Origin of the sequence: Pseudomonas sp. ATCC PTA-122608, from assembly GCF_001952855.1 — a bacterium.
In the GTDB taxonomy this organism is placed as follows: domain Bacteria; phylum Pseudomonadota; class Gammaproteobacteria; order Pseudomonadales; family Pseudomonadaceae; genus Aquipseudomonas.
Genome location: NZ_LPNO01000024.1, coordinates 212,747 through 236,352 on the forward strand (window position 1 = coordinate 212,747; position 23,606 = coordinate 236,352).

Here is a 23,606-nt window from a genome sequence, read left to right on the forward strand (position 1 = left end):
GGCCGTTGCTGATCGGTGTTGCGAGGTGGTTGAACGCTTGGCTTACAGCGGACGACCAATGGCGTTGCAGATGTTGGCGTTGCCGATGCTCAGGTTGCTGCTGGCGGTGAGGAATGTGTCGTTGATCGCGGTTTTCCAGGTGGTTGGCAGTGGCACGAAGCGGTTGTTGCGGATGGCCGCATCGTTGCTGCTGAACGCGCTGGTGTTGTAGTGACGGGTGAAGAATGTACGGACCTGGGAGGTCTGGTTAGCGTCGGCGTAGCACTGGCTGAACACCACGTTGGTGAAGCCCAGGATTGGGTAACCGGTGCTTGGGTAGGCGACTACGCTTGGGTCGGTGGCGCTGGTGGTCGCCGCAAACACAGGGACCCAGTTGTTTGGCAGGGTACGGTTGGCGATGGCAGGTACCGCCACAGCACCGATGGCCGCCGACACGTTGGCTGGAGCAGGCGAAACACCGGCAACGGTGGCAACCTTGGTGGCGTCATCCAGACCGGCCAAGGTAGCTGCTGCGTAATCCGGGCTCATGTAAGTGACGCGGCCTTCAGCGGCATTCAGCGTGCTCATTACGCCAGCGCTGGTGTCAGTGAAAAAACCACCGGCCGGGTTGGCTTGTTGCAGTGGGTTGAGGGCGCCCGCCGGCAAACCGCCGGAGAAGCTGCTGCCGAAGGCCTGGGTCACGGCGAAGGTGCCGCCTTCCAGGGCCGGGCTGCACTTGGCGTTCAGGAAGCGCGTGAACAGTTCGGTGGTGCCGCTGTTCTCTTTGCGGTAGATAACGGTGATCGGGCCGGTGCGGCCGGAATTGGGAATCAGGTCCCAGGTGGTCAAGCGACCCGAGAACACACCGCACAGGTCATTGACGCTGAGGTTGACTTTCGTACCGGCTGTACCGGTTTTGTTGAACGGAATGGCAACCGAAGTGGCCACCGAAGGCACCTGAATCAGCGGGCCCCAGGCAGCGCCATGGGCAGACACATAGTTGCTCAGCTCGGCTGAGGACAGCTTGGAATCGCTACCTGCCCAGTGCACGTTCTTGCCGGTGACGGTGGCGTCCAGTTTGCTGTAGTCGTTGTTCAGAAAGGCAGCCTTGCCGTTGCCGCTGCCCACGCCGATGTAGGGAGCGAAACCGGCAGTCAATACGCCGGAGGTCTGGTACAGCGGTTGCGGCAAGGTGGCGCCGCCGCCGTTGACGTCAGCCATAGCCGCCTGGGCCGAGCACAGTGCAGCGAGGGTCATGGATACCGCGAGAACGTTGCGCTTAAACATGAAGAAGCTCCTTTCGTCGTGTTTGTACGTTGGGGTAGATGACGCTATGGCTTCGTTCCCGTGCCGTGGTTCGGGGGTAGCGAGGGGTGAGGCCATGGGTATGAAATCTCGCAGCATCCGATGACAGCAAAAGGAAAAAACCTCGGGAGGAACGGCTTGATTTTTAGAAAGATTCTCGGGTGTTTCGGTCATGCTTTTGAACGGTTTTGAGGTGAGGTGACAGCGAGGTTTCAGCCCGGATTTCGAGTACCGGGCTGGAGGCGTTACGGGCCGTGTGGCGGGGTTGGGCAGATGACAGAATGAGGAACCCGAGGTTGGGACCCGTGTGTCAGGCGCAAGAACATAGTGTTGAAGAAATGCGGTTCAAATGTGGGAGCGGGCTTGCTCGCGAAAGCGGTGTGTCAGTCAATACATGTGCCGACTGATCCACCGCTTTCGCGAGCAAGCCCGCTCCCACATTTTTTGACCGCGTTTCGTCAGCAGTCAGGTCACCAGTTGGTTGATTTCGATAATGGGCAGCAGGACGGCCATGACGATGACCAGCACAACGGCGCCCATCACCACGATCATCAAGGGTTCAAGCAAGGCCGTCATGCCCATCGCCCGACGCTCGATATCCCGGGACAATGTTTGCGCCGCACGCTCGAGCATCGGCGGCAGGGAACCGGTTTTTTCGCCGCTGGCGATCAGGTGGATCAGCACCGGCGGAAAGACCTTTTCCACCGCCAGCGCCGGCGCCAGGTTGACGCCCTCGCGAACCTTGGCAGTGGCGTCCGTGACGCACTGGCTCAGGCGGTCGTTGGACAGCGTCTGACGCGCTGCTTCCAGCGCCCGCAACAATGGCACACCCGCCCCGCCGAGAATGGCCAGGGTCGAGGCAAACCGTGCGGTATTGAGCCCCAGCACAAAACGCCCGATCAGCGGCAAGCGCAGCACCCGGCTGTGCCAGTTCAACCGCGCCACGGGGTTACGCAGGTACAGGCGCCAGCTCCAGAAACAACCCACGATCCCGGCAAAACACAGCCAGCCCCAGGCGCGGATAAAGTCACTGGCGTTGAGCATCGCCAGGGTCAGCCCTGGCAGGTCCTGGCGGGCCTGGGAAAATGCACTGACCACCTGCGGCACCACGTAACTGAGCAGGAAAATCACGATGCCGATGGACACCAGCCCCACCACGCCCGGGTAGATAAACGCCGTGAGGATCTTGCCCCGCAGGTTGTTGCGTTCCTCGATGTAATCGGCCAGGCGCTCCATGACTTGCGCCAGGTCGCCGGACTCCTCCCCCGCCGCGATCAGCGCCCGGTAGATCGAGGGGAAATCCCGGGGCCGCCCGGCCAATGCATCGGCCAGGCGCATGCCGCTGCGCACATCGGCGCGCACCGCACTCAAGGTCTGGGCGATGTGTTTTTTCTCGGCTTGCTCCACCGTGGCACTCAACGCCGCCTCCAGTGGCAAGCTCGCACCGAGCAGGCTCGCCAGCTGCCGCGTGGCCCAGGCCAGGTCGTTGTCCGAGAGCTTGGCACCGAACCGGCTGCCGCCGCCGGCTTGCGGGTTGTTGCTCTCGATCTGCACCCGCAAGGCCGTCAGGCCACGGCTGCGCAGGTGGGCAAAGGCGCCGCTCTGGCTGTCGGCCTCAAGGTGCCCGGACTCCAGTTTGCCGGTAGCGTCGGCGGCTTCGTAGCGGTATCGGTTCATCAGGCGTCCCGTGTTACGCGCAGGATTTCTTCGGGGGCAGTGGCGCCGCTGCGCACCCAGCGTTCGCCGTCTTCGCGCATGCTGAACATGCCGGCGCGGCGTGCGGCGGCTCTCAGGTCTTGTTCGCCGGCGCCCTGGTGAATCAGCCCGCGCAGCTCGTCATCGATGCAGAACAATTCATGGATGCCGGTACGCCCGCTGTAGCCTATCTGGTTGCACTGCGCACAGCCGACCGGTCGCCAGGTGCCGGGTGCGGCCGGGTCTTCCTGCTTGCAGTGCGGGCACAGCCGGCGCACCAGGCGCTGGGCCAATACGCCGAGCAGGGATGAGGCCAGCAGGAACGGTTCGACGCCCATGTCGATCAGGCGGTTGACCGCCGAGACGGCATCGTTGGTGTGCAGGGTGGCGAGTACCAGGTGGCCGGTGAGCGAGGCCTGAACGGCGATTTGCGCGGTCTCCAGGTCGCGGATTTCGCCGATCATGATGATGTCCGGGTCCTGGCGCAGGATCGCCCGCAGGGCCAGGGCGAAGGTCATGTCGATCTTGGCGTTGACTTGGATCTGGCTGATGCCCGGCAGGTCGTATTCCACCGGATCTTCGACGGTCAGGATATTGCTGGTGCTCGCGTCCAGCCTTGCCAGGGCGGCGTAGAGGCTGGTGGTTTTGCCGCTGCCGGTGGGGCCAGTGACCAGCACGATGCCGTGGGGTTGGCGGATCAGGCTGTCGAGTTTGCCGAGCACGGCGGGGTCCATGCCGAGGGTTTCCAGCTGCAGGCGGCCGGCTTGTTTGTCCAGCAGGCGCATCACCACGCGTTCGCCATGGCCGGTGGGCACGGTGGAGACGCGGATGTCGATGGGGCGACCGGCGACGCGCAGGGCGATGCGGCCGTCCTGGGGCAGGCGTTTTTCGGCGATGTCGAGTTGGGCCATGATCTTGATGCGTGAGACCAGGGCGCCGTGCAGGGCTTTGCGCGGGGACACGACATCGCGCAGGGTGCCGTCGACGCGGTAGCGCACCACGGAGTGGGTTTCGTAGGGTTCGATGTGGATGTCACTGGCTTCGTCGCGGGCGGCCTGGGTGAGCAAGGCATTGATCATGCGGATCACCGGGGCGCCGTCCTGGGTGTCGAGCAGGTCGGTGATTTCGGGGATGTCTTGCATGAGGCGGTCGAGGTCGACTTCGTTTTCGGCGGCGCCCACCACGGCGGCGGCGCTGCCGGTGTCGGCGTAGGCGCTGGCCAGGAGGCCGTCGAGTTCGTCGTCGCGCACCTGGATGAGGTGGGTTTGGCCGAACTGGCGGTGGACTTCGCTGATGGACCAGCCGGGGGTTGAGGGGCAGATGGTCAGCGTCGGGCCCTGGGTTCCCGGGTGGAGGAGGATGCGTTGGGATTTGGCCCAGGCGTAAGGCAGGAGGCTCATGCTTTTGGGCTTCGTTTGGCTGTGTACATATCCATTCCTTCGGTAACGGCTTCGATTGGTTCCGCTCTTACAGCGGCTCACTTTTGAAAAGCGCAAAAGTAAGCAAAACGCTCTTGCCCCACCACTCGGCACCTCGCTTGGGCTCGGTGTGCCCTCACTCCGGCTTTGGAGCGTGGGCCGCCGCGATGGGCCATCCTTGGCCCAGCGCGGCTAACCCGGCGTCCTGCCGGGTTACCCACGCTCCAAAGCCTGCGTTCGGCCAGCGTGGTTTAACGGGGCGCCTAAGATCAAAATCAAAAGCAAGAGCACAGCGGCCTACCGGCCGGCTTGAGTGTGGTGAAGCAACAGCAACAGCAAAATCAGAAGCTAAAGCGGGCAAGGTCCAAATGTGGGAGCGGGCTTGCTCGCGAAGGTCGTTAACGATGACGATGGCATCCTGATTCAACGCGGCGTTCTCAGGTTTTTCGCGAGCAAGCTCGCTCCTACAGAAAAGCGGCTCTGTTTTCGCTCTGGATCTTGCCTCTGCTTCTAACACTCAAGCCGGCCTGTAGGCCGCTGTGCTCTTGCTTTTGATCTGGCTGTTGATCTTGATCTGCGGGCCCCGTCAACCACGATGGCCGCAAGCAGGCACGGTGGAGCGGGTAAATCGGCAGGGAAGCCGATTTAGCCGCGCCGGGCCATGGATGGCCCGTCGCGGCGGCCCGCGGAATCGGGCCGGAGTGCGGGCATGCCGAGCCCAGGCGAGGCACCGAGTGGTGGGGCAAAGACCTTTTGGTTACTTTTGGGGCGTTTGCCAAAAGTGACCCGCTGTAAGAGCGGAACCCTAAGTGGCCGTTACCGCAGCAACGGATATACCCCCCATCCAAAACCCAAATCACCGCGGCACCACGCGAATCACCGCCCGAGGCCCCAAATCGGGAATCGCCTTATCCACCGAAGGCAACTGCGGCGCCTGCACATCCGGCATCGCCCAACTGCGCTCCGGCTGCAACCCACCCTGGGCCCTGCGCATAAACTCATAACGATTGAGCGTAATACTGCGCCCCGCCCCACTGTCGCGAATAATGTAAGGCCGCAAAAACACCATCAAATTCGTCTTCGTCACACCGCGCTTTTCATTCCGGAACAACGCCCCCAACCCGGGAATATCCGACAACCACGGCACCGCGTCATTGCTTTGGCTGTACCCATCCTGCAACAACCCGCCGAGCACCATGATCTGCCCGTCATCCAGCAAAATACTCGTATCAATCGCCCGCTTGTTCGTCACCGTCCCGGCATCCACCGAAGCCCGCGTGTCGACACTGCTGACCTCCTGATAAATATCCAGCTTCACCGTCCCACCCTCGGAAATCTGCGGCCGCACGTTCAACTTCAGCCCCACCTCCTCCCGCTGTACCGTCTGGAACGGGTTATTGCTGGTCCCGCCGCCACCAGTCACATAACTGCCAGTGACGAAAGGAATCGTCTGCCCCACAAAAATACTCGCCGCCTCGTTATCCAGAGTCAGCAGGTTCGGCGTCGACAACACATTGGTCCCGCCCTTGCTCTTCAACGCCCGGGCCAACACCTTGAGATCGAGCACCTTGCCAATCCCCGGAATATCCACCGTGCCGTCCACCAGCCCGATGTTCAAACCCTTGGGCAGCACATCAATGCTGGTCTTGCTGGTAGGCGTTCCATTCAAGCCGCTGCCACCCAGGTTCACTCCACCAAAGCCACCCTTCCCACCCAGATTCCCCGCCTGCCACTGCACCCCGAACTCGCTGGCATCGTCCTCGCTTACCTCGACGATCAAGCTCTCGATCACCACCTGGGCACGACGCTGGTCGAGCATGTCGATCACCTCACGCAGGTTGCGATACAGCGGGTCCGGCGCGGAGATCAGCAGGGTGTTGGTGGTAGCGTCCGCCTGGATCGTCACACCACCGGCGCTGAACGCGGTGTTCTGGTCGCTGGAGGACGAAGCACCGGCGGCACTGGTGTCTTGCCCATAACCGCTGGGCTGGGCAGTGCCGCTGCCGGTGGGGGTGCCGCTGCTGTTCTGGGTGCTGCCCTGGCCGGTCTGGGTGTTGCCGCCCATGCTGCTCAGTTTGCCCCGTGCATTGTCACTGGTACCGGTGTCGCTTTCGCCAGTGAGCAAGCCCCGCAGCGACTGCGCCAACTTGCCGGCCTGGGCGTTGCGCAGGTACACCACGTGCATATTGCTCGGGTTGCTCTGGGCATTGTCCAGCTTGTAGATCAGGTTGCGCGCCAGCTCGGTGCGCTCCGGGCTGCCGGCGCGGATGATGATGGAGTTGGAACGCGGATCACCGATCACGCTGATTTTCTGGGTCTGGTCGGCGCCCTGGGTTTCGAGGAGTTCCGAGACCATGGCGGCGATGTCCACGGCGATGCCGTTCTGCACTTTCACCACGTCGGTGTCGATGGCGCTCGGGGTGTCGATGCCGTCGATGATCTGCGCCACTCGCGCGAGGTTTTCCGCGTAGTCGGTGATGACGATGCTGTTGTTGCCGGGGTAGGCGTTGATCGGGTTGTTCGGCGACACGATGGGGCGCAGCACCGGGATCAGGTTTACCGCGTTTTCGTATTGCAGGCGGAAGGTGCGGGTCTGCATGCCCTGCCCGCCCGGGTTGGCGCCGCTGTAGATCGGCCCGCCCAACAGCTTCGCGTCTGCCTCCGGCACCACCTGGGCCACGCCACCCACGTCGACCACGCTGAAGCCCTGCATGCGCAGCGCCGCCAGCAGCATGTCGTAGGCCTGATGCGCTGGTACCTGACCCTCGCTGACCAGGGTCAGGTTGCCTTTCACCCGTGGGTCCACCAGGAATTGCTGGCCGGTGGCGCGGGACAAGGCGCGCACCACGGCCTGGATGTCGGCGTCGACGAAGTTCAGTTGCACCGGTTGATCACCCAGCGGGTTGCGCGCCTTGGCCGGGGCGGCGGCGTGGCTGCGGGCGCTGTTGGTCACCGGGTGTTGCACTCGGGGTGGCGGCACCGGTTCGCGCTGGCGGTCCAACGCTGTGTCGCCGCTGCGCCGGGTGTCGGCCAGGGGTTGGCCAAGTTCGCTGTCCACCAGCAGCGGCGTGGGCGATTGGGGATTGCTGCACGCTCCCAGCGCCAGCAACAGCAAAGGGGCGACCTTGCGATAAGGCGCAGCGTTGGGCAATGACCACTTCATGAAGCTTCCTTAGCGCCAGGCGCCTGATCCATGCGAACGGTCCCGGACAAAGTGCCGGCCGAGTTTGAAGGGGTGGCAGCGCCTGCGCGTTGCAGGCGGGCCTCGGAGACGTCCAGGGAGAACGGCCGGGGGTTGGCCAGCAGCCAGTCGATCACGGCATCCGCCGGGGCCTCCTCGAGGGTCAGGCTCCAACTGCCGGTGTCCTGCGCCTGCAATTGATAGCGGCCCTGCAAGCCGGCGTTGTCGAGGGACTGGTGCAAGGCGGTTTCCAGGTCACTGCTGCGCGGGGCTGCGGCGACACCCTGCAACAGCACCTGCAATGCCTCGGCCTGGCTGCGCAGTTTCGGGGTTTCGGCTTGCCAGTAATCGATCTTCTTCAGCGGTGGCTGGATCAGCAGCAACCAGGTCAACAGACCCGCCAGCACCAGGCCAGCGCCCACCAGCAGACGTTTTTCACGCACGGCCAGACCGTTCCAGAACACCTGGGCCCGGCTGCGCAGAAGCTGCCAGCGCTTATTCATCTTCGACCTCGTCGTCCGCATCGTCTGTATCGGCTTCAACGCGCTCGCCGAGCGGGCCGACGGTCCAGCCCTGGTCGTCGCGGGTGGCGCCGAACCCGGCCTGGGCCAGCAGCGCCTGCCCGTCAGCCGCCAGCGCCGGGCTGCGGGTGTCGGGCAGCAGGCTCACCTGCAGACGGCCTTTTTCGTATGTCAGGCTCTCGACGCCACCCGCCATGGACGGCAGGCTGCTGCCCGCCAGTGCGAGCAAGCCGGTGAAGCGTTGGCCAGGCTCGCTCGCGGCGCCATTTTGGCGGGCAGCCAATTGCTGACGGGCTTGTTGCAGCGGGTTGAGAATTACCGGCAGCTCGGGGAAGGCCTGGCGCACTTGCTGGTTCATCTGCGCCTTGAGGCGTTGGCCTTCGTCGACCTGGCGGGCGGCGTAGAGGTTCAGGCCCAGGGTCCAGATGGCGACCGCCAGCGCTGTGCACGCCGCCGCCCTGCCCCAGCCTCCGGTTGCCGCCTGCTGAAGCCGACCGTGCAAACCCCAGCCCGGCAATGGTCCACGCCAACGGGCATCGCCTGTCACTTGATGTACATCGACGCCGGTGGCCAGCAGATCATCCAGCGCGGGCTGTCCCAACGGATGCACCGCACCCTGCTGGACACTGAGGCGCAGCAGTAAATGCCCGTCGCTTAATGCCGCGCTCGGTTGCTCGCCGACCGGCAACGCATACGGCGCCGGGTACAGCCCGCGCACTTTGATTTTCAGCTGGGTGGTTATCCGGCCCAAGTGTTCAAGGCTGCTTTTGGGCAACCAGCCCACCTGCACCAGGCCGCTGCTTTCCCGGGGACCGTGGGCCACATGCATCAATTCCACCGGGCCAAGGATCAATGCCTGGGCCGCACAGGTCACCGCGTCGTCGACCTTGGCGGAGGGCAATTGCGGCAGCTCCAGGCTGGTCAGCAGGCTGTCCCGCGGGTGCAGGAAAAACGCCGCCGGGTTATTCGCCAGTTGCGCCAGGCTGCTCTCGCCTTGCTGACTGACCTGCCCGGCGCGGTCCAGCCAGGCGAACTGCACCGGGCTGTCGGTGGTGAGTTGATCCAGCGGCGGCAACGCAATGCGCAAACGCTTCATACGCCCACCCGCGACCAGACCACCTGGGGCTGACGGTCTTCGGGGCGATACAGCAACGCCTCCAGCGTCACCCGACGCTGCTCGCGACGGACCTGGCCCAGCACGCGAAACCACTCACTGGTGATGCCCACCTGCACCGTGTCCACCGCGACCTGTGGCATGCGCAACCGGTTGACGAAATCCCCGCGATTGATAAACCAGCGCCCGCCGTCACGCTCGGCCACCAGTGCCTGGGCCCGCGACAGGCTGAGCCCCGGCACCACGCTACTGAGCACCTCGGCGCTGGCGGTGTTGCCGTTGACCCAGGTATTGCCGGGCAGCACGCTGACGTAGCTCGCCATGCGTCGCAGCTGGCGCGGGTCGAGGCCTTCGATAGCGCTGAGGTCGGTGAGGCTGCGCAGCATCGGGTACTTGGCTGGAATCAATGGCGCCGCTGCACCGGGCGAGGTATCCCGGCTGCTGTTGAAACCACCGGTGAGTGAGGTGCTGACCTCGCGCTGGTCGTATGAGTCGATCACCCGCCGGCTGATGCGGCGGCTCACGGCCGGGTCGATGCCGATCAATTGGCACAGACGTTCGAAGCTCTGCAATTGCACGGCGTCCGGGTGTTGCTGGGTCACCAGGTTGCGCAGGTTGAACTTGCCCTGCTCGTCTTCAATCCGCCCCTCGAAAGCACCGCCGAGGGGGCGTGCCCACGGTTGATCGAGCCGGGTCAAGACGTCCTGGCGGCGTGCGTCCCAAAGGATCTGGCGACTGGTTTCCAGGCCGCCATTCAACAACCATTGCCCCTGGATACGCAGTTGTTCGGCTTCCAGGCTGCGGGTGAACACGGTCTGCCGGGTGAGCATGGCACCGGCAATCACCGCAACCACGGCCGCGATCAGCAAGGCGCTGATAATCGCCATGCCGCGCTGCTTCGCCGCTGGGGGCGAATGGCTGTTCATCGCCGGCCTTATAACTGCCAGGAGCCGATATCGGCATTCACGCCGTCGCCCTCGGGTTTCCCGTCGGCGCCGAGAGAGAACACATCCACTTCGCCGTTGGCCCCTGGGTTGAGGTAGTGATAAGGGTTGCCCCACGGGTCGTTGGGCAGGCGTTCGAGGTAGGCACGCCAGTTGCTGTTTTTCGCATCGGCCGGGCGCTCCACCAGCACCTTCAAGCCCTGGTTCATGCTGGGATACGAGCCGTGGTCGAGGCGGTAGAGTTTCAGGGCCTGCATCAGCCCGCCAATGTCCTGTTTGGCGGCCGTGGCCCGCGCCTGGTCCGGGCGATCGAGCACCTTGGGCACCACCAGCGCCGCCAGAATCCCCAGGATCACCACGACCACCATGATCTCGATCAAGGTGAAGCCACGCTGCCTGCGTGGGGAGGTGAAGTGTGCGATATCCATCTCGACATTCCTTGGCTTGAGTGCATTTCGTGGCGCAGTGTTGCAAGAACACATGTCAGTCATGTTGAAAATCCTCGGGAGCTTTGGTCGCCAATCGGTCAACTGCGGGGGCTAGTCTGCGGGCCTGATTCCCGGTTTTGAGTACGCCATGGGCGGCCCCCGCAACGAGCAAGGTTTCACCCTGATTGAAGTGTTGGTGGCACTGGCGATCATCGCCGTGGCCATGGCCGCAGCCGTGCGCGTGGCCGGGTTGATGACCACCAGCAACGGCCTGCTGCGGGACAAGTCGATGGCGCTGCTGGCGGCCCAGAGTCGCCTGGCGGAACTGCGCCTGGAAGGTCGGGTAAACCCCGGGCGCAAGACCTTCGATTGCGACCAGGGCCGGCTGAAACTGCGTTGCGAACAGACCATCAGCAACGGGCCGGATGGGCGCATGTTCCAGGTCAGCGTGCAAGTGCTGGACGCGACCCGTGAAGCGCCGCCCCTGGCGCGCCTGGAAACCTTGATGGGGCGCCCGCCGGTGAAGCGCCCGGTTACTGCCGAATGAGGCTTGGCAAGGCCGGGCCGTCGGGCAACTTGTCGAGGGGCACGCGGATTTTTTCAGTACCACGTTCGATCTCCACGCTATCGCCTTCAATGGCCGTCAACCGCACGCCGGGACTTAGCCGCTCACCCAACAAAAAGCTGCGGGGCGGCCCGTCGTTGAGACTGAGGATCGCCACCGCACCACCGGCCCCGGCGAGCACCCCGGAGACCTTGATCTGCATCACCGCCGGGGTATTCGAAAACCACTGCACGGCAGGGTTGTCACTGCGGGCGGCCAGTGCCTGGGGTGCGGCTTGCGGGGTGTGGGACTCGGCCGACGTGAGCAGCAACGGCGTCCAGGTCGCCACCCCTGCCAGCGCCGCTAACAACGCCAAAGCCTGGACGCCATGGGCGGGTGAAAAACGATGGGCGAATGCCATGGGCGGGACCTCCTGTTTGTCCGTTGCCTCAGGCTACAGGGCAATTCGCACCTTTTTATTTCAGCGGTTGATCAGGGAGCAAAAAATGAAACAGCAGGGCTTCACGTTGATCGAGTTGATGGTGGTGTTGGTGATCATCGGCATCGCCAGTGCGGCCATCAGCCTGAGCATCAAGCCTGATCCGCTGCACCTGCTGCGCAAGGACGCGGAACGCTTGAGCCAGTTGCTGCAGGTAGCCCAGGCCGAGGCTCGCGCGGATGGCCGGGCGATTACCTGGAAGGCGGATGCCAAGGGGTTTCGCTTCAGCCGCGTTACGGATGATGGGTTGGGGTTGGAGAACTTCAGTGGTGATCAGCAACTGCGTCCGCGGGCCTGGGACAGCACGCCGATGCAGGTGCGCATCGAGCCTGGGAAGAACCTGGTGCTGGATGCTGAATGGGTGAATCCGCCGATGCGGGTGGTGCTGTCGGATGGGCAGCACAGCCTGAGTCTGCAACGGGATGCAGCGGGGTTGTTGCGGGTGGTGAGTCATGAGTGATCAGAAGGGTTTTACGCTGATTGAGGTGATGGTGGCGATCATGTTGATGGCGGTGGTCAGTGTGATTGCCTGGCGCGGGCTGGACAGTGTGACCCGGGCTGACCAGCATTTGCAGGCCAGCAGTGAGCAGACTGAGACCTTGTTGCGGGCGCTGAACCAGATGCAGCTGGATCTGAGTTTGCGCGCGGGGGTTGAGTTGGGGCCGCCGGTTGGGGATGAGGCGCCGAAGCCTGGGGGGTTGGCGGCGGTGTCGGTGAGGAGTTCGGATAGCAAGGGGTTTCGGTTGGAGGTGATCCGGAGTGCTCCGGTTCCTGGGGATGGGTTGCAGCGGGTGCGGTGGTGGCTCAAGGGGGACACGCTGTATCGGGCGGCGGCACCGGCGCGGGATCGGTATCCGCTGCCGGCGCCCAGGGATGCGGTGGCGGTGCTTGGGCAGGTCAGGGATTTGCAGGTGCGGGTTTGGGATAAGGGGTGGCGGCAGTTGAGTGGGAATCGGCGGGATGAACCGCTGGGGATCGAGGTGGTTTTGGTGCGGGAGACGGGTCAGGGGGTGGAGCGGTATCGGCAGGTTTGGGGGGCCCTGCGGTAGGGCTTTTTTGGGGGGTGTACATATCCGTTATTTGGGTGATGGCTGGTATTGGTTCCGCCCTTACGGCGGGTCACTTTTGGAAAAGAGCCCCAAAAGTAACCAAAAGGGCTCTTGCCCCACCACTCGGCTCCTCGCCTAGGCTCGGTGTGCCCGCACTCCGGCAGCACGAAGCGGGCCGCCGCGACGGGGCGTCCCTGCCCCGTCGCGGCTAAACCGGCGTCCTGCCGGTTTACCCGCTCCGTACTGCCTGCGTTCGGCCAGCGTGGTTTAACGGGGCGCCTAAGATCAAGATCAAAAGCAGATCAAGGGCACAGCGGCCTACAGGCCGGCTTGAGTGTGGTGAAGCAACAGCAAGATCAGAAGCTAAAGCGGGCACGGTCCAAATGTGGGAGCGGGCTTGCTCGCGAAGGTCGTTAACGATGACGCTGGCATTCTGGATGAACGCGGCGGTCTCAGGTTTTTCGCGAGCAAGCCCGCTCCCACATAAAAGCAGCTTTGCTTTTGCCTTTAACACTCAAGCCGGCCGGTAGGCCGCTGTGCTCTTGCTTTTGATCTGCTTTTGATCTGGCTGCCCCATTCAGCCCGAGGCCGAACGCAGGTATTGCGGAGCGGGTAAACCGGCAGGACGCCGGTTTAGCCGCGCCGGGCCATGGATGGCCCGTCGCGGCGGCCCGCGGAGCAATACCGGAGTGAGGGAACACCGAGCCTAGGCGAGGTGCCGACAGGCGGGGCAGAGCGTTTTGGTTACTTTTGCGCTTTTCAAAAGTGACCCGCTGTAAGAGCCAGCCCTTTCAAGGTCTTTGGAAAAAGCCTAAAAACATGATCATTTTTTGACCAAAAGAGATGCTGACTGAACCAAATTCAACTCGTTTTTTTCTTAATTTCAGCCTGGAATAGGCGTAGGACGCGATTTAGGCAAAGACCTTGAAAGGGCTGGCTGTAAGAGCGGAACCCTAAGTGGCCGTTACCTAAATAACGGATATACACACCAAACTAACTCAACAAAACCACCCCCCCAGGCAACTCCGTACACTTAGCCCCATACGCATCGCGAATCAAAAGTGCCACCCCCGCCAACTGATGCAAACTAAACCGCGCCTGCACCCGCCGCTTGCCCAACTGCGCATTCATCAGCAGCAACATCCCCGGCCGATAGCGATTAATCTCATCCACCACCGTCGCCAACGTCGCGTTATCAAACACCAACACCTGCTCCCGCCAGGCCACCACCGCCTGCACATCCACCGCCACCGGCTCACCCACACCGCCAGCGTCATAAGTCAGTTGCCGCCCACCCTCTAACCGAACCGTACGCCCACCCACAGCCACCGACACCGCCCCATCAATGCACGTCACACACACACTGTGATCCGTATTGCGCACATTGAACCGCGCCCGAGCCGCACTCAACCACCCTCCACCGGCCTGAACCTGAAGCGGCATCGCAGCATTGGCAACCACCTCAACCTCCCCCTCCACCAACTCAATCCCACCTTCACGTCGGCTGATCCGCGTCTGGGTATTGAGCTCCAGCCGAACACCCTCACTCAACTCCACCCGCCGCTGCTCGCCGACCTCGGTGCGGTAATCCGCCGTCAACCCGGCAAATCCACCCGGCACGGTAAACCGCACCATAAACACCGCCGCCGACGCCGCAATCGCCCCACCCAAAAACGCCCGTCGCCCAAAATGCCGTGGCCGGGAAAACTGCTCGGCGGCCGGTGCCAATTGCTGCCATAACACCTTGGCCTGCTCGAACGCCCGGGCATGTTCCGGGCTCTGGGCGCACCACTGGCGCAACGCTTTGGCATCCGCAACGGTGGCCCTGCCCGAAGTCAACAGCACCAGCCAATCACGCGCTTCATCGTGCAGGGGGTTGTCTGGCACATTCCGGGCAGCGGAGAAGTTAAAAATGTTCAAGCGCGCAGGTACTCAACGGATTATCAGGGACTCAATCACTAAGACGGTTTTCCGGCCCCGGGACCGAACCGCTGGATCACTTTTCTTTCAAGGCGCTGCGCGCAGTGGCCCAGCCCGGCCTTGATTTCCTTTTCGACCATGCGCGTGGAAATCCCGAAACGCTTGGAGATTTCCAGATGCGGCGCCTCTTCCAGGCGCGCAGCGATAAGGATCTGACGCCGCCGCGCCGGCAGCTCGTAGAGGGCCTTGAGCAAGGACTGGATTTCCCGCTGGCCACCCACCACCCGCGAAGGGTCCTGGGCTTCATCGACGGTCTGCAGCAGCTCTTCGACTTCGCTACCGGTCAACAGCCGCGCATCCGCCTGGCGCCGGTCGGCGGCGATGTTCAGGGCCATGCGGTACAGGTAGGCATTGGGTTGCGCCAGGTTCGGCGGCACCTCCATGCGGTCGACCCGCAGGTAGGTTTCGTGCAGCACGTCGTTGGCCAGGTCCTCGGACCCGAGGCGCTTGCGCAGGCGTACCTTGAAGTCCTCGTAGGACGCCAGGAACAGGCTGACCATCGTGCTGTGGCCGGTGTCTTTCATGCCCCGGAAACTCCTTCCCCTGCTGTGCATTCCATGCGTGTTCCTGTTGAATCGGGCATCAAAAGTAAGGTCACCGGCAAGCGCAGTGAACTGGGCGCCGGGCGTTCGACACGGGTGGAGCCCAGGCCGCGTACCAGCGCTTCGTCACGCTGCAGGTCGCCGGTGGAACTGACCAGGCGGCTGTGTTCGATCACCCCGTCACCGTTGACCCACACCTGTACCAGCGCCCGAAAACTGCCGGGACGGGTCAGAGGCGAACGGCACAAACTGCGCTCGATCGCCTGCTGCAAGGCCGTGGCGTAGCTGTTGTTGATCCGTGCTGCATGGCCGGCCTTCAGCCCTCGGGTGGTTGCCGGCTGGCTGACCTCGGGGACTTGCAAGGTGAACGCATCGCTGCGGGCATAACGCGCCATCAAGCCACTCCCTGTCAGCAGCAGGCCCAGGGCTTGCTGCGCGCTGTAGCGGCCATGTACACCGATGGAACGCCGGCCCCGGGTCAATTCACGGTCCACCAGCACCGCCATGCCGGTGGCACGGCTGAACGCTTGGAGGGCGTTGTCCAGGTTCTGGGCAGGCAGGTCCAGGATCACTTCGGCGCGCACGCTTTGCGCCAGCCCCAACAGCAGAGCCAGGCAGCAGCCCGCGCGCCTCCAAGCCCCCCTGCTCAGCATCGCAACACGTCCGACATAGCCTACAAAACCGTCATCCTGAGGCCCGTTTATGAACCTGATGTTACGGTGCCAGCAAAAAAAACATCACGGTGACGGCCAGCCCGCTGCACTACACTTTTGCCCCATACCCGCCCATTTCCCAGGGCGCGCCAGGAGGCACTGATGAACCTGTTCCCGACCCTCGCCCGCCTGTTGCTGTGTGCAACCCTGCCGCTGATGGCCCACGCCGAAGACGCTCCCAGTGGCTGCGCCGAGGTCAATGTGGATGGCTACAAGGCGCCGGACTATGGCTGCCTGAGCCAGCAAATGGGTAATAACCCGGACGCCGCAAAAGCCACGCAAAAGAACCAGGAAGCGCAGCAGGTGCCCATCGAAAAGCGCAAGCCGAACCAGATCGGGCTCTCTACGCCAGCGGCGACCAGTGTCCGTATGGGCAATACCTTCGGCACATCGGTGAAACCCCAGCGGCCTTGATCGTCGCTTGTCCCCCTCCTGCGTACCCGCTCGAAAAAAAGCCATTGTGTTATCGCGATTGCCGATGTTATGTTTCTAACAGACATCAAAATCATGAAATCTGAGTAACATCAATGACCGGTCTCCGCGAAAACGTCATGGATAAAAACAGCTTCCAGCGCACGCTGGAACAGCAGTTCCCGACGCTCACGCCCACCGGCAAGCGCATCGCTACTTACCTGCTGGGCAACCTGCAGCAATTACCGTTCGAAACCGCCGACAGCATTGCGCAACAGGCCGGTACCACCGGGATTTCGGTGGGACGTTTTTTGCGAACCCTGGGTTATCGCAACCTCGATGACGTCAAGCAAGGCCTGCGTGGCGACCCGCAAGCGTCCTGGCTGATCACCGACCGCCTGGGTGCCTTTCGCCAGGAGAACGATCAGGAAGACGCCCTCGACCGCTCCCTCAACCGCGAGATCGAAGCCATCCAGCACGTCTACGGCCTGGCCCGCAGCCAAGGTTTTGCCGATATCGTGCAGCACATCGTGGACGCCGACGCCGTGTTTATCCTCGGTATCCAGTCCACCCGGGGCATCCTCAACGCGTTCCACAGTCACCTGGAATACATTCGCCCCAAGGTCTATTACGTCGACGGCCTGTCGGGAATCTACGCCGAGACCCTGAACTCCGGCTTTGAAAAACCCTACGCCATCACGGCGGACTTCCGCGCTTATTCCAGCATCACCCCCACGTTCTGCGAGACCGCGAATGCCCAGGGTCTACCCTTGGCGCTGATCACCGATTTGCAATGCCCCTGGGCCCGGGACTACGACCTGGACCTGCTGCAACTGAAAACCGATGTTGGCCAGTTCTGGGACTCCATGGCGCCCCTGACGTGCCTGTTCAACCTGATGGTATCTGCCGTCGCTGACCGCTACGGCGAGCGCCTGGACGCACGCCTGGCGAAAAACCGCGCCCTGCAACAGGCCTTCGGCCAGTTCGAATCCTGACCCTGGAAAGGAAATCTTTGAGTGAATACCAGCCCATTGGTAGAAATCGCCCCACCGGAGTACCCGGTACAGGTCGACCTGATCTACGCCAGTGCCGACAACCTGGCAGGCACCGTGATCTACCGCAACGCCCGCTGCCTGCTGCACACCGAAGCGGCGGCCTGCCTGCGCAAGGCGAGCCTGTTGGCACGCCAGGCCGGCATGACCCTGCTGATCTACGACGCCTATCGGCCGGCCTATGCCCAGCAACTGCTGTGGCAAGCCCTGCCCAACCCGGACTACGTGCGCGATCCGCGCCTGGGCTCGCACCACACCCGCGGCGTGGCCGTCGACCTGACACTGATTGATGAACACGGCACACCCCTGGACATGGGCACGGCGTTTGATGCCATGGAGCCCAAGTCCCACCAGTTCTACCCCGACTTGCCGCCGCAGGTGCAGCGCAACCGCCTGCTGTTGTTGGGCATCATGCTCGGCGCCGGCTTCAAGGCGATTGCCACCGAGTGGTGGCATTACGAATTGCCGGACGCCGAACTTTTCCCATTAATTGAGGAGTCACACTGATCACAAGGAACGTACCATCACAATAATTAGCAGCACCCTTTAGCTCCAACTGCCCGGTTATAGATTTCATAAAAATAAACCAACCCGCTTTTTCCTCTAAATAATCAAGGAAACCGGCATGACCCCAAGTAACCGCAAGACCCTCGCACTCTCCCTGCTGTGCGCCGCCCTGAGCCTGGGCGCGTGGCAATCGGCAAGTGCGGCCGCGCCCAAAGACACCCTGATGATCGGCAAGGCCGCCGACCCGCAAACCCTCGACCCGGCCGTGACCATCGACAATAACGATTGGGCGGTGACGTACCCGGCGTACCAGAAACTGGTGGCCTACAAAGTCGAAAACGGCAAGGGCAGCACCGACGTCAAGGGCGACCTCGCCGACAGCTGGACCACCTCGGCCGACGGCCTGGTGTGGGACTTCAAACTCAAGCCCGGCAACAAGTTCGATGACGGCGCCGAGGTCGATGCCAATGCGGTGAAGTTCTCCTTCGACCGCGTGATGCAGCTCAAGCAAGGCCCGTCGGGCGCGTTCCCGGATGACATGAAAGTCACCGTGGTCGACCCGCTGACCGTGCGCTTCACCCTGACCAAACCCTACGCGCCCTTCCTCTACACCCTCGCCCACAACGGCGCCGGCATCATCAACCCGGACGTGGTGAAACAGGGCGACGTCAACGCCTACCTCTCCACCCACACCGCCGGTTCCGGCGCGTTCCGCCTGACCAACTGGCAGAAGGGCCAGAGCCTGACCCTGGAACCCAACACCTACTACGCCGGCGCCAAGCCCGCGCTGAACAAGGTGGTGATCAAGATCATCAGCGAAGCCTCGGTACGCCGCCTGCAACTGGAACGCGGTGATCTGGACATTGCCGAAGACATGCCTCAGGACCAACTCACCAACCTGGCCAAAAAGAAAGACGTGGTGATCAAGGAATTCCCGTCGCTGCGGGTGACCTACCTGTACCTGAACAACCAGAAAGCCCCGCTGAACAACCAGAACGCCCGCCAGGCAATCGTTGATGCGGTGGACTACAAAGGCATTGTCGACGGCATTCTCAAGGGCCAGGCCAAGTTGATGAACGGGCCGATTCCCGCCGGCATGTGGGCCAATGACCCGAGCCTGCCATTGATGAAACAGGACCTGGACAGCGCCGGCGCCAACCTGAAGAAGCTCCCGACAAAAATCACCAACCTGAACTACATGTACTCCGACAAGGACCCGGACTGGGAATCCATCGGCCTGACCCTGCAAGCCAGCCTGGCGCCGCTGGGGATCAACCTGAAGATGGAAAAACTGGCCAACGCCACCATGCGCGAGCGCCTGGGCAAGGGTGACTTCGACGTGTCCATCGGCTCGTGGGCGCCGGACTTCTCCGATCCCTACATGTACATGAACTTCTGGTTCGACTCCTCCCTGCAAGGGCTGCCGGGCAACCGCTCGTTCTACAGCAACCCGGTGGTGGACAAGCTGATTCGCGATGCGGCGGCCAACAACGACACGGCCAAGCGCACCGAGCTGTACCAGGAAGCCCAGAAGATCGTGCTCAAGGATAGCGTGTACGCCTACCTGTATCAGAAGAACTACACCCTGCCGATGCGTGAGTCGGTGAAGGGTTATGTGTTCCATCCGATGCTGGAGCAGGTGTTCAACGTGGCTGAGATCAGTAAGTAACTGCCGCTTGATCTCGATACCCCTGTAGGAGCGAGCTTGCTCGCGAAGAACCCGAGAGCGCCGCATTCATTCAGGATCAGCGCGCCATCATTGACGACCTTCGCGAGCAAGCTCGCTCCTACAGTTGAACGCTGCCCGTCCTGTGTTACCGAGGAGCCCTCATGGCCTTCCTGAATATGTTGCGCAAACGCCTGTTCGGCCTGATTTTGGTCGTCGTCGGCGTTTCGCTGATTACCTTTTGCATCTCCCACCTGATCCCGGGTGACCCCGCGCGCCTGATTGCCGGCGACCGGGCCAGCGACGCTATCGTCGAGAACATCCGTCATCAACTGGGCCTCGATCTGCCGCTGTACCAGCAATATGGCCGCTACATGAGCGACCTGCTGCACGGCGACCTCGGCACGTCGATCCGCACCAGCCGCCCGGTGCTGGAAGACCTGAAAGCCTTCTTCCCCGCGACCCTGGAACTGGCGGTTGCCGCCCTGTTGCTCTCGGTATTGGTAGGCGTACCGCTTGGCGTGTTGTCAGCGGTGTATCACAACCGCGCCATCGACCAGATCGCCCGAACGCTGGCGGTCACCGGCATTTCCACGCCGGCCTTCTGGCTTGGCCTGGGCCTGATCGTGTTGTTCTACGGCCAACTCGGCTGGCTGCCCGGCAGCGGTCGGCTGGATGAAGGCCTGGAACCACCCCGCACCATTACCGGCTTCTACCTGATCGACTCGCTGCTGGCCGGCGATATCCCGCTGTTCCTGAATGCCCTGGAGCACCTGATCCTGCCCGCCGTCACCCTGGGTTTCGTCAACCTCGGCGTGGTCGCCCGGCAGATCCGTTCGGCGATGCTCGACCAGTTGGGCGAGGACTACATCCGCACCGCCCGTGCCTACGGCCTGTCGCGCTGGGCAGTGATCCTGCGCCACGCCCTGCCCAATGCGCTGATCCCGTCGATCACCGTGCTCGGCCTGACCCTCGGTGACCTGCTGTACGGCGCCGTGCTCACCGAAACCGTGTTCGCCTGGCCGGGCATGGGCGCCTATGTGGTGAAGTCGATCCAGTCCCTGGATTTCCCGGCAGTGATGGGCTTCGCGATCATGGTGTCGTTTATTTATGTGCTGCTGAACATGCTGATCGACCTGCTCTACCGGGTGGTCGACCCACGCATCGGCGAGGTGAATTGAGATGACCGCACCCGTGACCATGCCCGTACCGGTACCCTTGGAGCAGCGCCCCACCTGGCGCGCGCGAATGGAGTACCTGGGCTATCAAATACGCCGCAGCCCGCTGACCATCGCCGGCCTGACCATCACCTTGATCGTGCTGATCTGCATGGCCTTCGCCCCTTGGTTGGCCAGCCATGATCCCAACGCTTTGAACCTGGCCCAACGCCTGGCCGAACCTTCCGCCGAGCATTGGTTCGGCACTGATGAAGTCGGCCGCGACCTGTTCAGCCGGGTGCTGTACGGCAGCCGCCAGTCGGTGGGCGTCGGCCTGTTCGTGGCGTTTTCATCCTGCCTGGTGGGCGGCTTGCTGGGTTGCCTGTCGGGGATTATCGGCGGGCGTTTCGACAGCCTGATCATGCGCCTGATGGACATCATGCTGTCGGTGCCGTCCCTGGTGCTGATCATGGCCCTGGCCGCAGCCCTGGGCCCGAGCCTGTTCAACGCGATGCTGGCGATCACCGTGGTGCGTATTCCGTTCTACGTGCGCCTGGCCCGCGGCCAAGCCCTGAGCATTCGCCAGATGGGCTACGTCAAGGCGTCCCAGACCTTCGGCGCCGGGCGCTGGCACATCGTGTCGTGGCACGTGGGCCGCAACGCCATGCCGCCGTTGCTGGTGCAACTGAGCCTGGACATCGGCAGCGCGATCCTGATGGCCTCGGCCCTGGGTTTCATCGGCCTGGGTGCACAGCAGCCCACCGCCGAATGGGGCGCGATGGTTGCTACCGGGCGCAATTTCATTCTCGACAACTGGTGGTACTCGACCTTTCCGGGGCTGGCGATCCTGGTCACCGCGACCGGTTTCAACCTGCTGGGTGACGGTGTTCGTGACCTGCTCGACCCACGGCAACAGGGGAAATGACCATGTCCAGTCCGGCAGTCCTTGCCATCGATAACCTGAGCCTGGAGTTCCCGGCTTACCGCAACAACGTCCAGGCACTCAACGGCGTGTCGTTACACGTCAACCCCGGCGAAGTGGTCGGCGTGGTGGGTGAGTCCGGCTCCGGTAAATCCGTGACCGCCATGCTCAGCCTGCGCCTGCTGCCGGAACGCAGTTACCGGATCACCGCCGGCAGCTTGCAGATGCTTGGCCGCGACATGTTGGCTGCCAGCGAGAAGGAGCTGTTGCAGATCCGCGGACGGGACGCGGCGATGATCTTCCAGGAACCGATGACCGCGCTGAACCCGACCCGGCGCATTGGCCGGCAGATGCTCGACGTGATCATTCACCACCAGCGCCTGAGCAAAGCTGCCGCTCGCGCCAAGGCCATTGCCCTGTTGCGGGACATGCACATCGCCGACCCCGAGCAAGTGCTCGACAGTTACCCTTTCGAACTCTCCGGCGGCATGCGCCAGCGGGTGATGATCGCCCTGGCGTTTTCCTGCGACCCACAGTTGCTGATCGCCGACGAGCCCACCACTGCCCTCGACGTCACCGTGCAACGCCAGGTGCTGTTGCTGCTGCGGGAAAAAGCCCGGGCACGCGGTACCGCGATTTTGCTGATTACCCACGACATGGCGGTGGTCTCGCAGTTCTGCGACCGGGTCTACGTGATGTACACCGGCGCGGTGGTGGAAGAAGGCCCGACCGCCCAAGTGATGAGCGACCCGCGCCATCCCTACACCCAGGGCCTGCTCAGCGGTTTGCCGGAACAGGTAAAGCCCGGCGACGACCTGCTGACCATCCCCGGCCAGGTGCCCAACCTCGCCGCCCTGCCCTCAGGCTGCACCTTCCGCGAACGCTGCCCCCAGGCCATGAGCCAGTGCATCGAGCGCCCGCGCCTGGATCTGATCAACCCTGCCGGCACCCGCAAAAGCGCGTGCTGGCTGACTGCCGGGGAGTCGGTGCAATGACAGTGCCTCAAGATTCACTGCTGGCTCTGCGGGATGTACGGGTCAAGTTCCCGGTGAAAACCGACTGGCTGGGCCGCCCGCGCGGTTATGCCCACGCCCTGAACGGCATCGACTTGCAGGTTCGCCGCGGGGAAACCCTGGGGATTGTCGGCGAATCCGGCTGTGGTAAAAGCACCCTCGCTCAACTGTTGATGGGCCTGGTCAAGCCCAGCGACGGCGAAGTGGACTGGGTCTATGAAAGCGCCCGGGAACGCCATCGCCATGTGCAGATCGTATTCCAGGATCCGCAATCGTCCCTCGACCCGCGCCTGCCCATCTGGAAAATCATCACCGAGCCGTTGTTCGCCCTCGGCGACACGCCCAAGGGTGAAATGCGCACCATCGCCGCCAAGGTCGCCGCCCAAGTGGGCATCCGCGCCGAATACCTGGACCGCTACCCGCACCAGTTCTCCGGTGGCCAGCGCCAACGCATCGCCATTGCCCGCGCGCTCGCCTCCAATCCGAGCATCCTGGTACTGGACGAGCCGACCTCGGCCCTGGACATCTCGGTCCAGGCACAAATCCTCAACCTGCTCGCCGAGCTGCAACGCCGACTGGGGCTGACCTACATCCTGATCTCCCACAACGTGTCCGTGGTGCGGCACATGGCCGACCGGGTGGCGGTGATGTACCTGGGGCAGATCGTGGAGCTGGGGTGTGCCGAGCAAGTGCTGGAGCAGCCGAAGCATCCGTATACCCAACTGCTGCTGGAGGCCGTGCCCAAGCTGGGGGTGGCGCTGGATGATGCGTATGTCAGTGCGCCCACCGAGTTGCCGGGGAACCGGGTGTTGCCGGGCGGGTGCTTTTTCCTTGATCGCTGCCCGCGCCGCACCCAAGGGTGCGAGCGGCCGCAGCGGTTGACCGGCGGGATGAGTCAGCAGGTACGGTGTCATCTGGAGCATCCGTGAGGCACGGTTAACAAAATTTTCATGTAGCCAAGGCTAT

General features: G+C 63.0%; 23 protein-coding genes. 11 read left to right on the top strand and 12 right to left on the bottom strand.

The features are described 5' to 3' along the window. Nucleotides 1-42: 42 nt before the first annotated feature. The 8 genes from AU074_RS21035 to gspG all read right to left on the bottom strand — a co-directional run bounded on the left by AU074_RS21035 (nt 43) and on the right by gspG (nt 10,585). Nucleotides 43-1,266 (bottom strand): substrate-binding domain-containing protein, encoded by a 1,224-nt coding sequence (locus AU074_RS21035; protein ID WP_076016359.1) that lies wholly within the window; start codon nt 1,264-1,266, stop codon nt 43-45. Nucleotides 1,267-1,749: 483 nt separating this feature from the next. Beyond that, on the bottom strand, nt 1,750-2,961 hold the full coding sequence (gene gspF, locus AU074_RS21040; RefSeq protein ID WP_076016360.1) for a type II secretion system inner membrane protein GspF: 1,212 nt from the start codon (nt 2,959-2,961) through the stop codon (nt 1,750-1,752). Then, nucleotides 2,961-4,379 (bottom strand): type II secretion system ATPase GspE, encoded by a 1,419-nt coding sequence (gene gspE, locus AU074_RS21045; RefSeq protein WP_076016361.1) that lies wholly within the window; start codon nt 4,377-4,379, stop codon nt 2,961-2,963. Before gspE ends, gspF begins: the two co-directional genes overlap by 1 nt. An 874-nt stretch (nt 4,380-5,253) precedes the next feature. After that, nucleotides 5,254-7,560 (bottom strand): type II secretion system secretin GspD, encoded by a 2,307-nt coding sequence (gene gspD / locus AU074_RS21055; protein ID WP_076016362.1) that lies wholly within the window; start codon nt 7,558-7,560, stop codon nt 5,254-5,256. Next, nucleotides 7,557-8,081, bottom strand: a complete 525-nt coding sequence (gene gspM, locus AU074_RS21060; protein WP_076016363.1) for a type II secretion system protein GspM — start codon at nt 8,079-8,081, stop codon at nt 7,557-7,559. Before gspM ends, gspD begins: the two co-directional genes overlap by 4 nt. Next, nucleotides 8,074-9,195 (bottom strand): type II secretion system protein GspL, encoded by a 1,122-nt coding sequence (gene gspL, locus AU074_RS21065; protein WP_076016364.1) that lies wholly within the window; start codon nt 9,193-9,195, stop codon nt 8,074-8,076. The genes gspM and gspL overlap by 8 nt, the downstream gene beginning before the upstream one ends. Then, nucleotides 9,192-10,139 (bottom strand): type II secretion system minor pseudopilin GspK, encoded by a 948-nt coding sequence (gene gspK, locus AU074_RS21070; protein WP_159442639.1) that lies wholly within the window; start codon nt 10,137-10,139, stop codon nt 9,192-9,194. The genes gspL and gspK overlap by 4 nt, the downstream gene beginning before the upstream one ends. An 8-nt stretch (nt 10,140-10,147) precedes the next feature. Further along, a complete protein-coding gene (gene gspG / locus AU074_RS21075) occupies nt 10,148-10,585 on the bottom strand; it encodes a type II secretion system major pseudopilin GspG (protein ID WP_076016365.1) in 438 nt (145 codons plus the stop codon). Between the two features lie 148 nt (nt 10,586-10,733). Here gspG and gspI point away from each other — a divergent pair, with 148 nt between their 5' ends. Continuing rightward, nucleotides 10,734-11,132 carry a type II secretion system minor pseudopilin GspI gene (gene gspI, locus AU074_RS21080; RefSeq protein WP_076016366.1) on the top strand — a complete coding sequence of 133 codons (399 nt, stop codon included), beginning with the start codon at nt 10,734-10,736 and terminating at the stop codon, nt 11,130-11,132. Here the strand turns inward: gspI and AU074_RS21085 are convergent. Beyond that, entirely contained in the window at nt 11,119-11,550 is a 432-nt protein-coding gene (locus tag AU074_RS21085; RefSeq protein ID WP_076016367.1) for a type II secretion system protein N, read from the bottom strand. The two genes, gspI and AU074_RS21085, sit on opposite strands and share 14 nt — an antisense overlap. An 85-nt stretch (nt 11,551-11,635) precedes the next feature. Between AU074_RS21085 and gspH the strand changes: the two genes are divergently transcribed. Both gspH and AU074_RS21095 read left to right on the top strand, forming a co-directional pair. Further along, entirely contained in the window at nt 11,636-12,088 is a 453-nt protein-coding gene (gspH, locus tag AU074_RS21090; protein ID WP_076016368.1) for a type II secretion system minor pseudopilin GspH, read from the top strand. Then, complete coding sequence (locus AU074_RS21095) at nt 12,081-12,677, top strand: type II secretion system protein GspJ (RefSeq protein WP_076016369.1); 597 nt, start codon at nt 12,081-12,083, stop codon at nt 12,675-12,677. Before gspH ends, AU074_RS21095 begins: the two co-directional genes overlap by 8 nt. A 993-nt stretch (nt 12,678-13,670) precedes the next feature. Here AU074_RS21095 and AU074_RS21100 read toward each other — a convergent pair. Genes AU074_RS21100 through AU074_RS21110 form a run of 3 tightly spaced genes read right to left on the bottom strand, consistent with a single transcriptional unit; the run spans nt 13,671 to nt 15,852 of the window. Continuing rightward, a complete protein-coding gene (locus AU074_RS21100) occupies nt 13,671-14,597 on the bottom strand; it encodes a DUF4880 domain-containing protein (RefSeq protein WP_076016370.1) in 927 nt (308 codons plus the stop codon). Between the two features lie 38 nt (nt 14,598-14,635). Beyond that, complete coding sequence (locus AU074_RS21105; RefSeq protein WP_076016371.1) at nt 14,636-15,181, bottom strand: RNA polymerase sigma factor; 546 nt, start codon at nt 15,179-15,181, stop codon at nt 14,636-14,638. Continuing rightward, nucleotides 15,178-15,852: a secretin and TonB N-terminal domain-containing protein gene (locus AU074_RS21110; protein WP_076016372.1), complete on the bottom strand. Its 675-nt coding sequence runs from the start codon at nt 15,850-15,852 to the stop codon at nt 15,178-15,180. Before AU074_RS21110 ends, AU074_RS21105 begins: the two co-directional genes overlap by 4 nt. Before the next feature lie 162 nt (nt 15,853-16,014). On the opposite strand from AU074_RS21110, the gene AU074_RS21115 reads away from it, so the two are divergent. The 8 genes from AU074_RS21115 to AU074_RS21150 all read left to right on the top strand — a co-directional run bounded on the left by AU074_RS21115 (nt 16,015) and on the right by AU074_RS21150 (nt 23,569). Further along, complete coding sequence (locus tag AU074_RS21115; protein ID WP_076016373.1) at nt 16,015-16,326, top strand: hypothetical protein; 312 nt, start codon at nt 16,015-16,017, stop codon at nt 16,324-16,326. Nucleotides 16,327-16,463: 137 nt separating this feature from the next. Next, a complete protein-coding gene (locus AU074_RS21120; RefSeq protein ID WP_032898755.1) occupies nt 16,464-17,318 on the top strand; it encodes a MurR/RpiR family transcriptional regulator in 855 nt (284 codons plus the stop codon). A gap of 21 nt (nt 17,319-17,339) precedes the next feature. Then, the gene (gene ddpX, locus AU074_RS21125; protein ID WP_063029126.1) at nt 17,340-17,882 is read left to right on the top strand and encodes a D-alanyl-D-alanine dipeptidase; all 543 of its coding nucleotides are present in this window, start codon (nt 17,340-17,342) and stop codon (nt 17,880-17,882) included. 118 nt (nt 17,883-18,000) lie between these two features. Continuing rightward, nucleotides 18,001-19,551 (top strand): ABC transporter substrate-binding protein, encoded by a 1,551-nt coding sequence (locus tag AU074_RS21130; RefSeq protein ID WP_076016374.1) that lies wholly within the window; start codon nt 18,001-18,003, stop codon nt 19,549-19,551. Nucleotides 19,552-19,712: 161 nt separating this feature from the next. Next, nucleotides 19,713-20,729 (top strand): ABC transporter permease, encoded by a 1,017-nt coding sequence (locus tag AU074_RS21135; protein ID WP_017475340.1) that lies wholly within the window; start codon nt 19,713-19,715, stop codon nt 20,727-20,729. 19 nt (nt 20,730-20,748) lie between these two features. Next, a complete protein-coding gene (gene ddpC, locus AU074_RS21140) occupies nt 20,749-21,630 on the top strand; it encodes a D,D-dipeptide ABC transporter permease (protein WP_032868129.1) in 882 nt (293 codons plus the stop codon). Then, complete coding sequence (locus tag AU074_RS21145; protein WP_076016375.1) at nt 21,627-22,622, top strand: ABC transporter ATP-binding protein; 996 nt, start codon at nt 21,627-21,629, stop codon at nt 22,620-22,622. Before ddpC ends, AU074_RS21145 begins: the two co-directional genes overlap by 4 nt. Then, nucleotides 22,619-23,569 carry an oligopeptide/dipeptide ABC transporter ATP-binding protein gene (locus AU074_RS21150; protein WP_017475343.1) on the top strand — a complete coding sequence of 317 codons (951 nt, stop codon included), beginning with the start codon at nt 22,619-22,621 and terminating at the stop codon, nt 23,567-23,569. The genes AU074_RS21145 and AU074_RS21150 overlap by 4 nt, the downstream gene beginning before the upstream one ends. Nucleotides 23,570-23,606: the final 37 nt, after the last annotated feature.

Coding starts and splice junctions, on each gene's coding strand:
- gspK (WP_159442639.1), bottom strand. CDS start 10,139: ATGAACAGCCATTCGCCCCCAGCGGCGAAGCAGCGCGGCATGGCGATT.
- gspF (WP_076016360.1), bottom strand. CDS start 2,961: ATGAACCGATACCGCTACGAAGCCGCCGACGCTACCGGCAAACTGGAG.
- AU074_RS21110 (WP_076016372.1), bottom strand. CDS start 15,852: ATGCTGAGCAGGGGGGCTTGGAGGCGCGCGGGCTGCTGCCTGGCTCTG.
- AU074_RS21095 (WP_076016369.1), top strand. CDS start 12,081: ATGAGTGATCAGAAGGGTTTTACGCTGATTGAGGTGATGGTGGCGATC.
- gspH (WP_076016368.1), top strand. CDS start 11,636: ATGAAACAGCAGGGCTTCACGTTGATCGAGTTGATGGTGGTGTTGGTG.
- AU074_RS21105 (WP_076016371.1), bottom strand. CDS start 15,181: ATGAAAGACACCGGCCACAGCACGATGGTCAGCCTGTTCCTGGCGTCC.
- gspE (WP_076016361.1), bottom strand. CDS start 4,379: ATGAGCCTCCTGCCTTACGCCTGGGCCAAATCCCAACGCATCCTCCTC.
- AU074_RS21115 (WP_076016373.1), top strand. CDS start 16,015: ATGAACCTGTTCCCGACCCTCGCCCGCCTGTTGCTGTGTGCAACCCTG.
- gspM (WP_076016363.1), bottom strand. CDS start 8,081: ATGAATAAGCGCTGGCAGCTTCTGCGCAGCCGGGCCCAGGTGTTCTGG.
- ddpC (WP_032868129.1), top strand. CDS start 20,749: ATGCCCGTACCGGTACCCTTGGAGCAGCGCCCCACCTGGCGCGCGCGA.
- gspI (WP_076016366.1), top strand. CDS start 10,734: ATGGGCGGCCCCCGCAACGAGCAAGGTTTCACCCTGATTGAAGTGTTG.
- AU074_RS21120 (WP_032898755.1), top strand. CDS start 16,464: ATGGATAAAAACAGCTTCCAGCGCACGCTGGAACAGCAGTTCCCGACG.
- gspD (WP_076016362.1), bottom strand. CDS start 7,560: ATGAAGTGGTCATTGCCCAACGCTGCGCCTTATCGCAAGGTCGCCCCT.
- AU074_RS21035 (WP_076016359.1), bottom strand. CDS start 1,266: ATGTTTAAGCGCAACGTTCTCGCGGTATCCATGACCCTCGCTGCACTG.
- AU074_RS21085 (WP_076016367.1), bottom strand. CDS start 11,550: ATGGCATTCGCCCATCGTTTTTCACCCGCCCATGGCGTCCAGGCTTTG.
- gspG (WP_076016365.1), bottom strand. CDS start 10,585: ATGGATATCGCACACTTCACCTCCCCACGCAGGCAGCGTGGCTTCACC.
- AU074_RS21130 (WP_076016374.1), top strand. CDS start 18,001: ATGACCCCAAGTAACCGCAAGACCCTCGCACTCTCCCTGCTGTGCGCC.
- gspL (WP_076016364.1), bottom strand. CDS start 9,195: ATGAAGCGTTTGCGCATTGCGTTGCCGCCGCTGGATCAACTCACCACC.
- AU074_RS21150 (WP_017475343.1), top strand. CDS start 22,619: ATGACAGTGCCTCAAGATTCACTGCTGGCTCTGCGGGATGTACGGGTC.
- AU074_RS21145 (WP_076016375.1), top strand. CDS start 21,627: ATGACCATGTCCAGTCCGGCAGTCCTTGCCATCGATAACCTGAGCCTG.
- AU074_RS21135 (WP_017475340.1), top strand. CDS start 19,713: ATGGCCTTCCTGAATATGTTGCGCAAACGCCTGTTCGGCCTGATTTTG.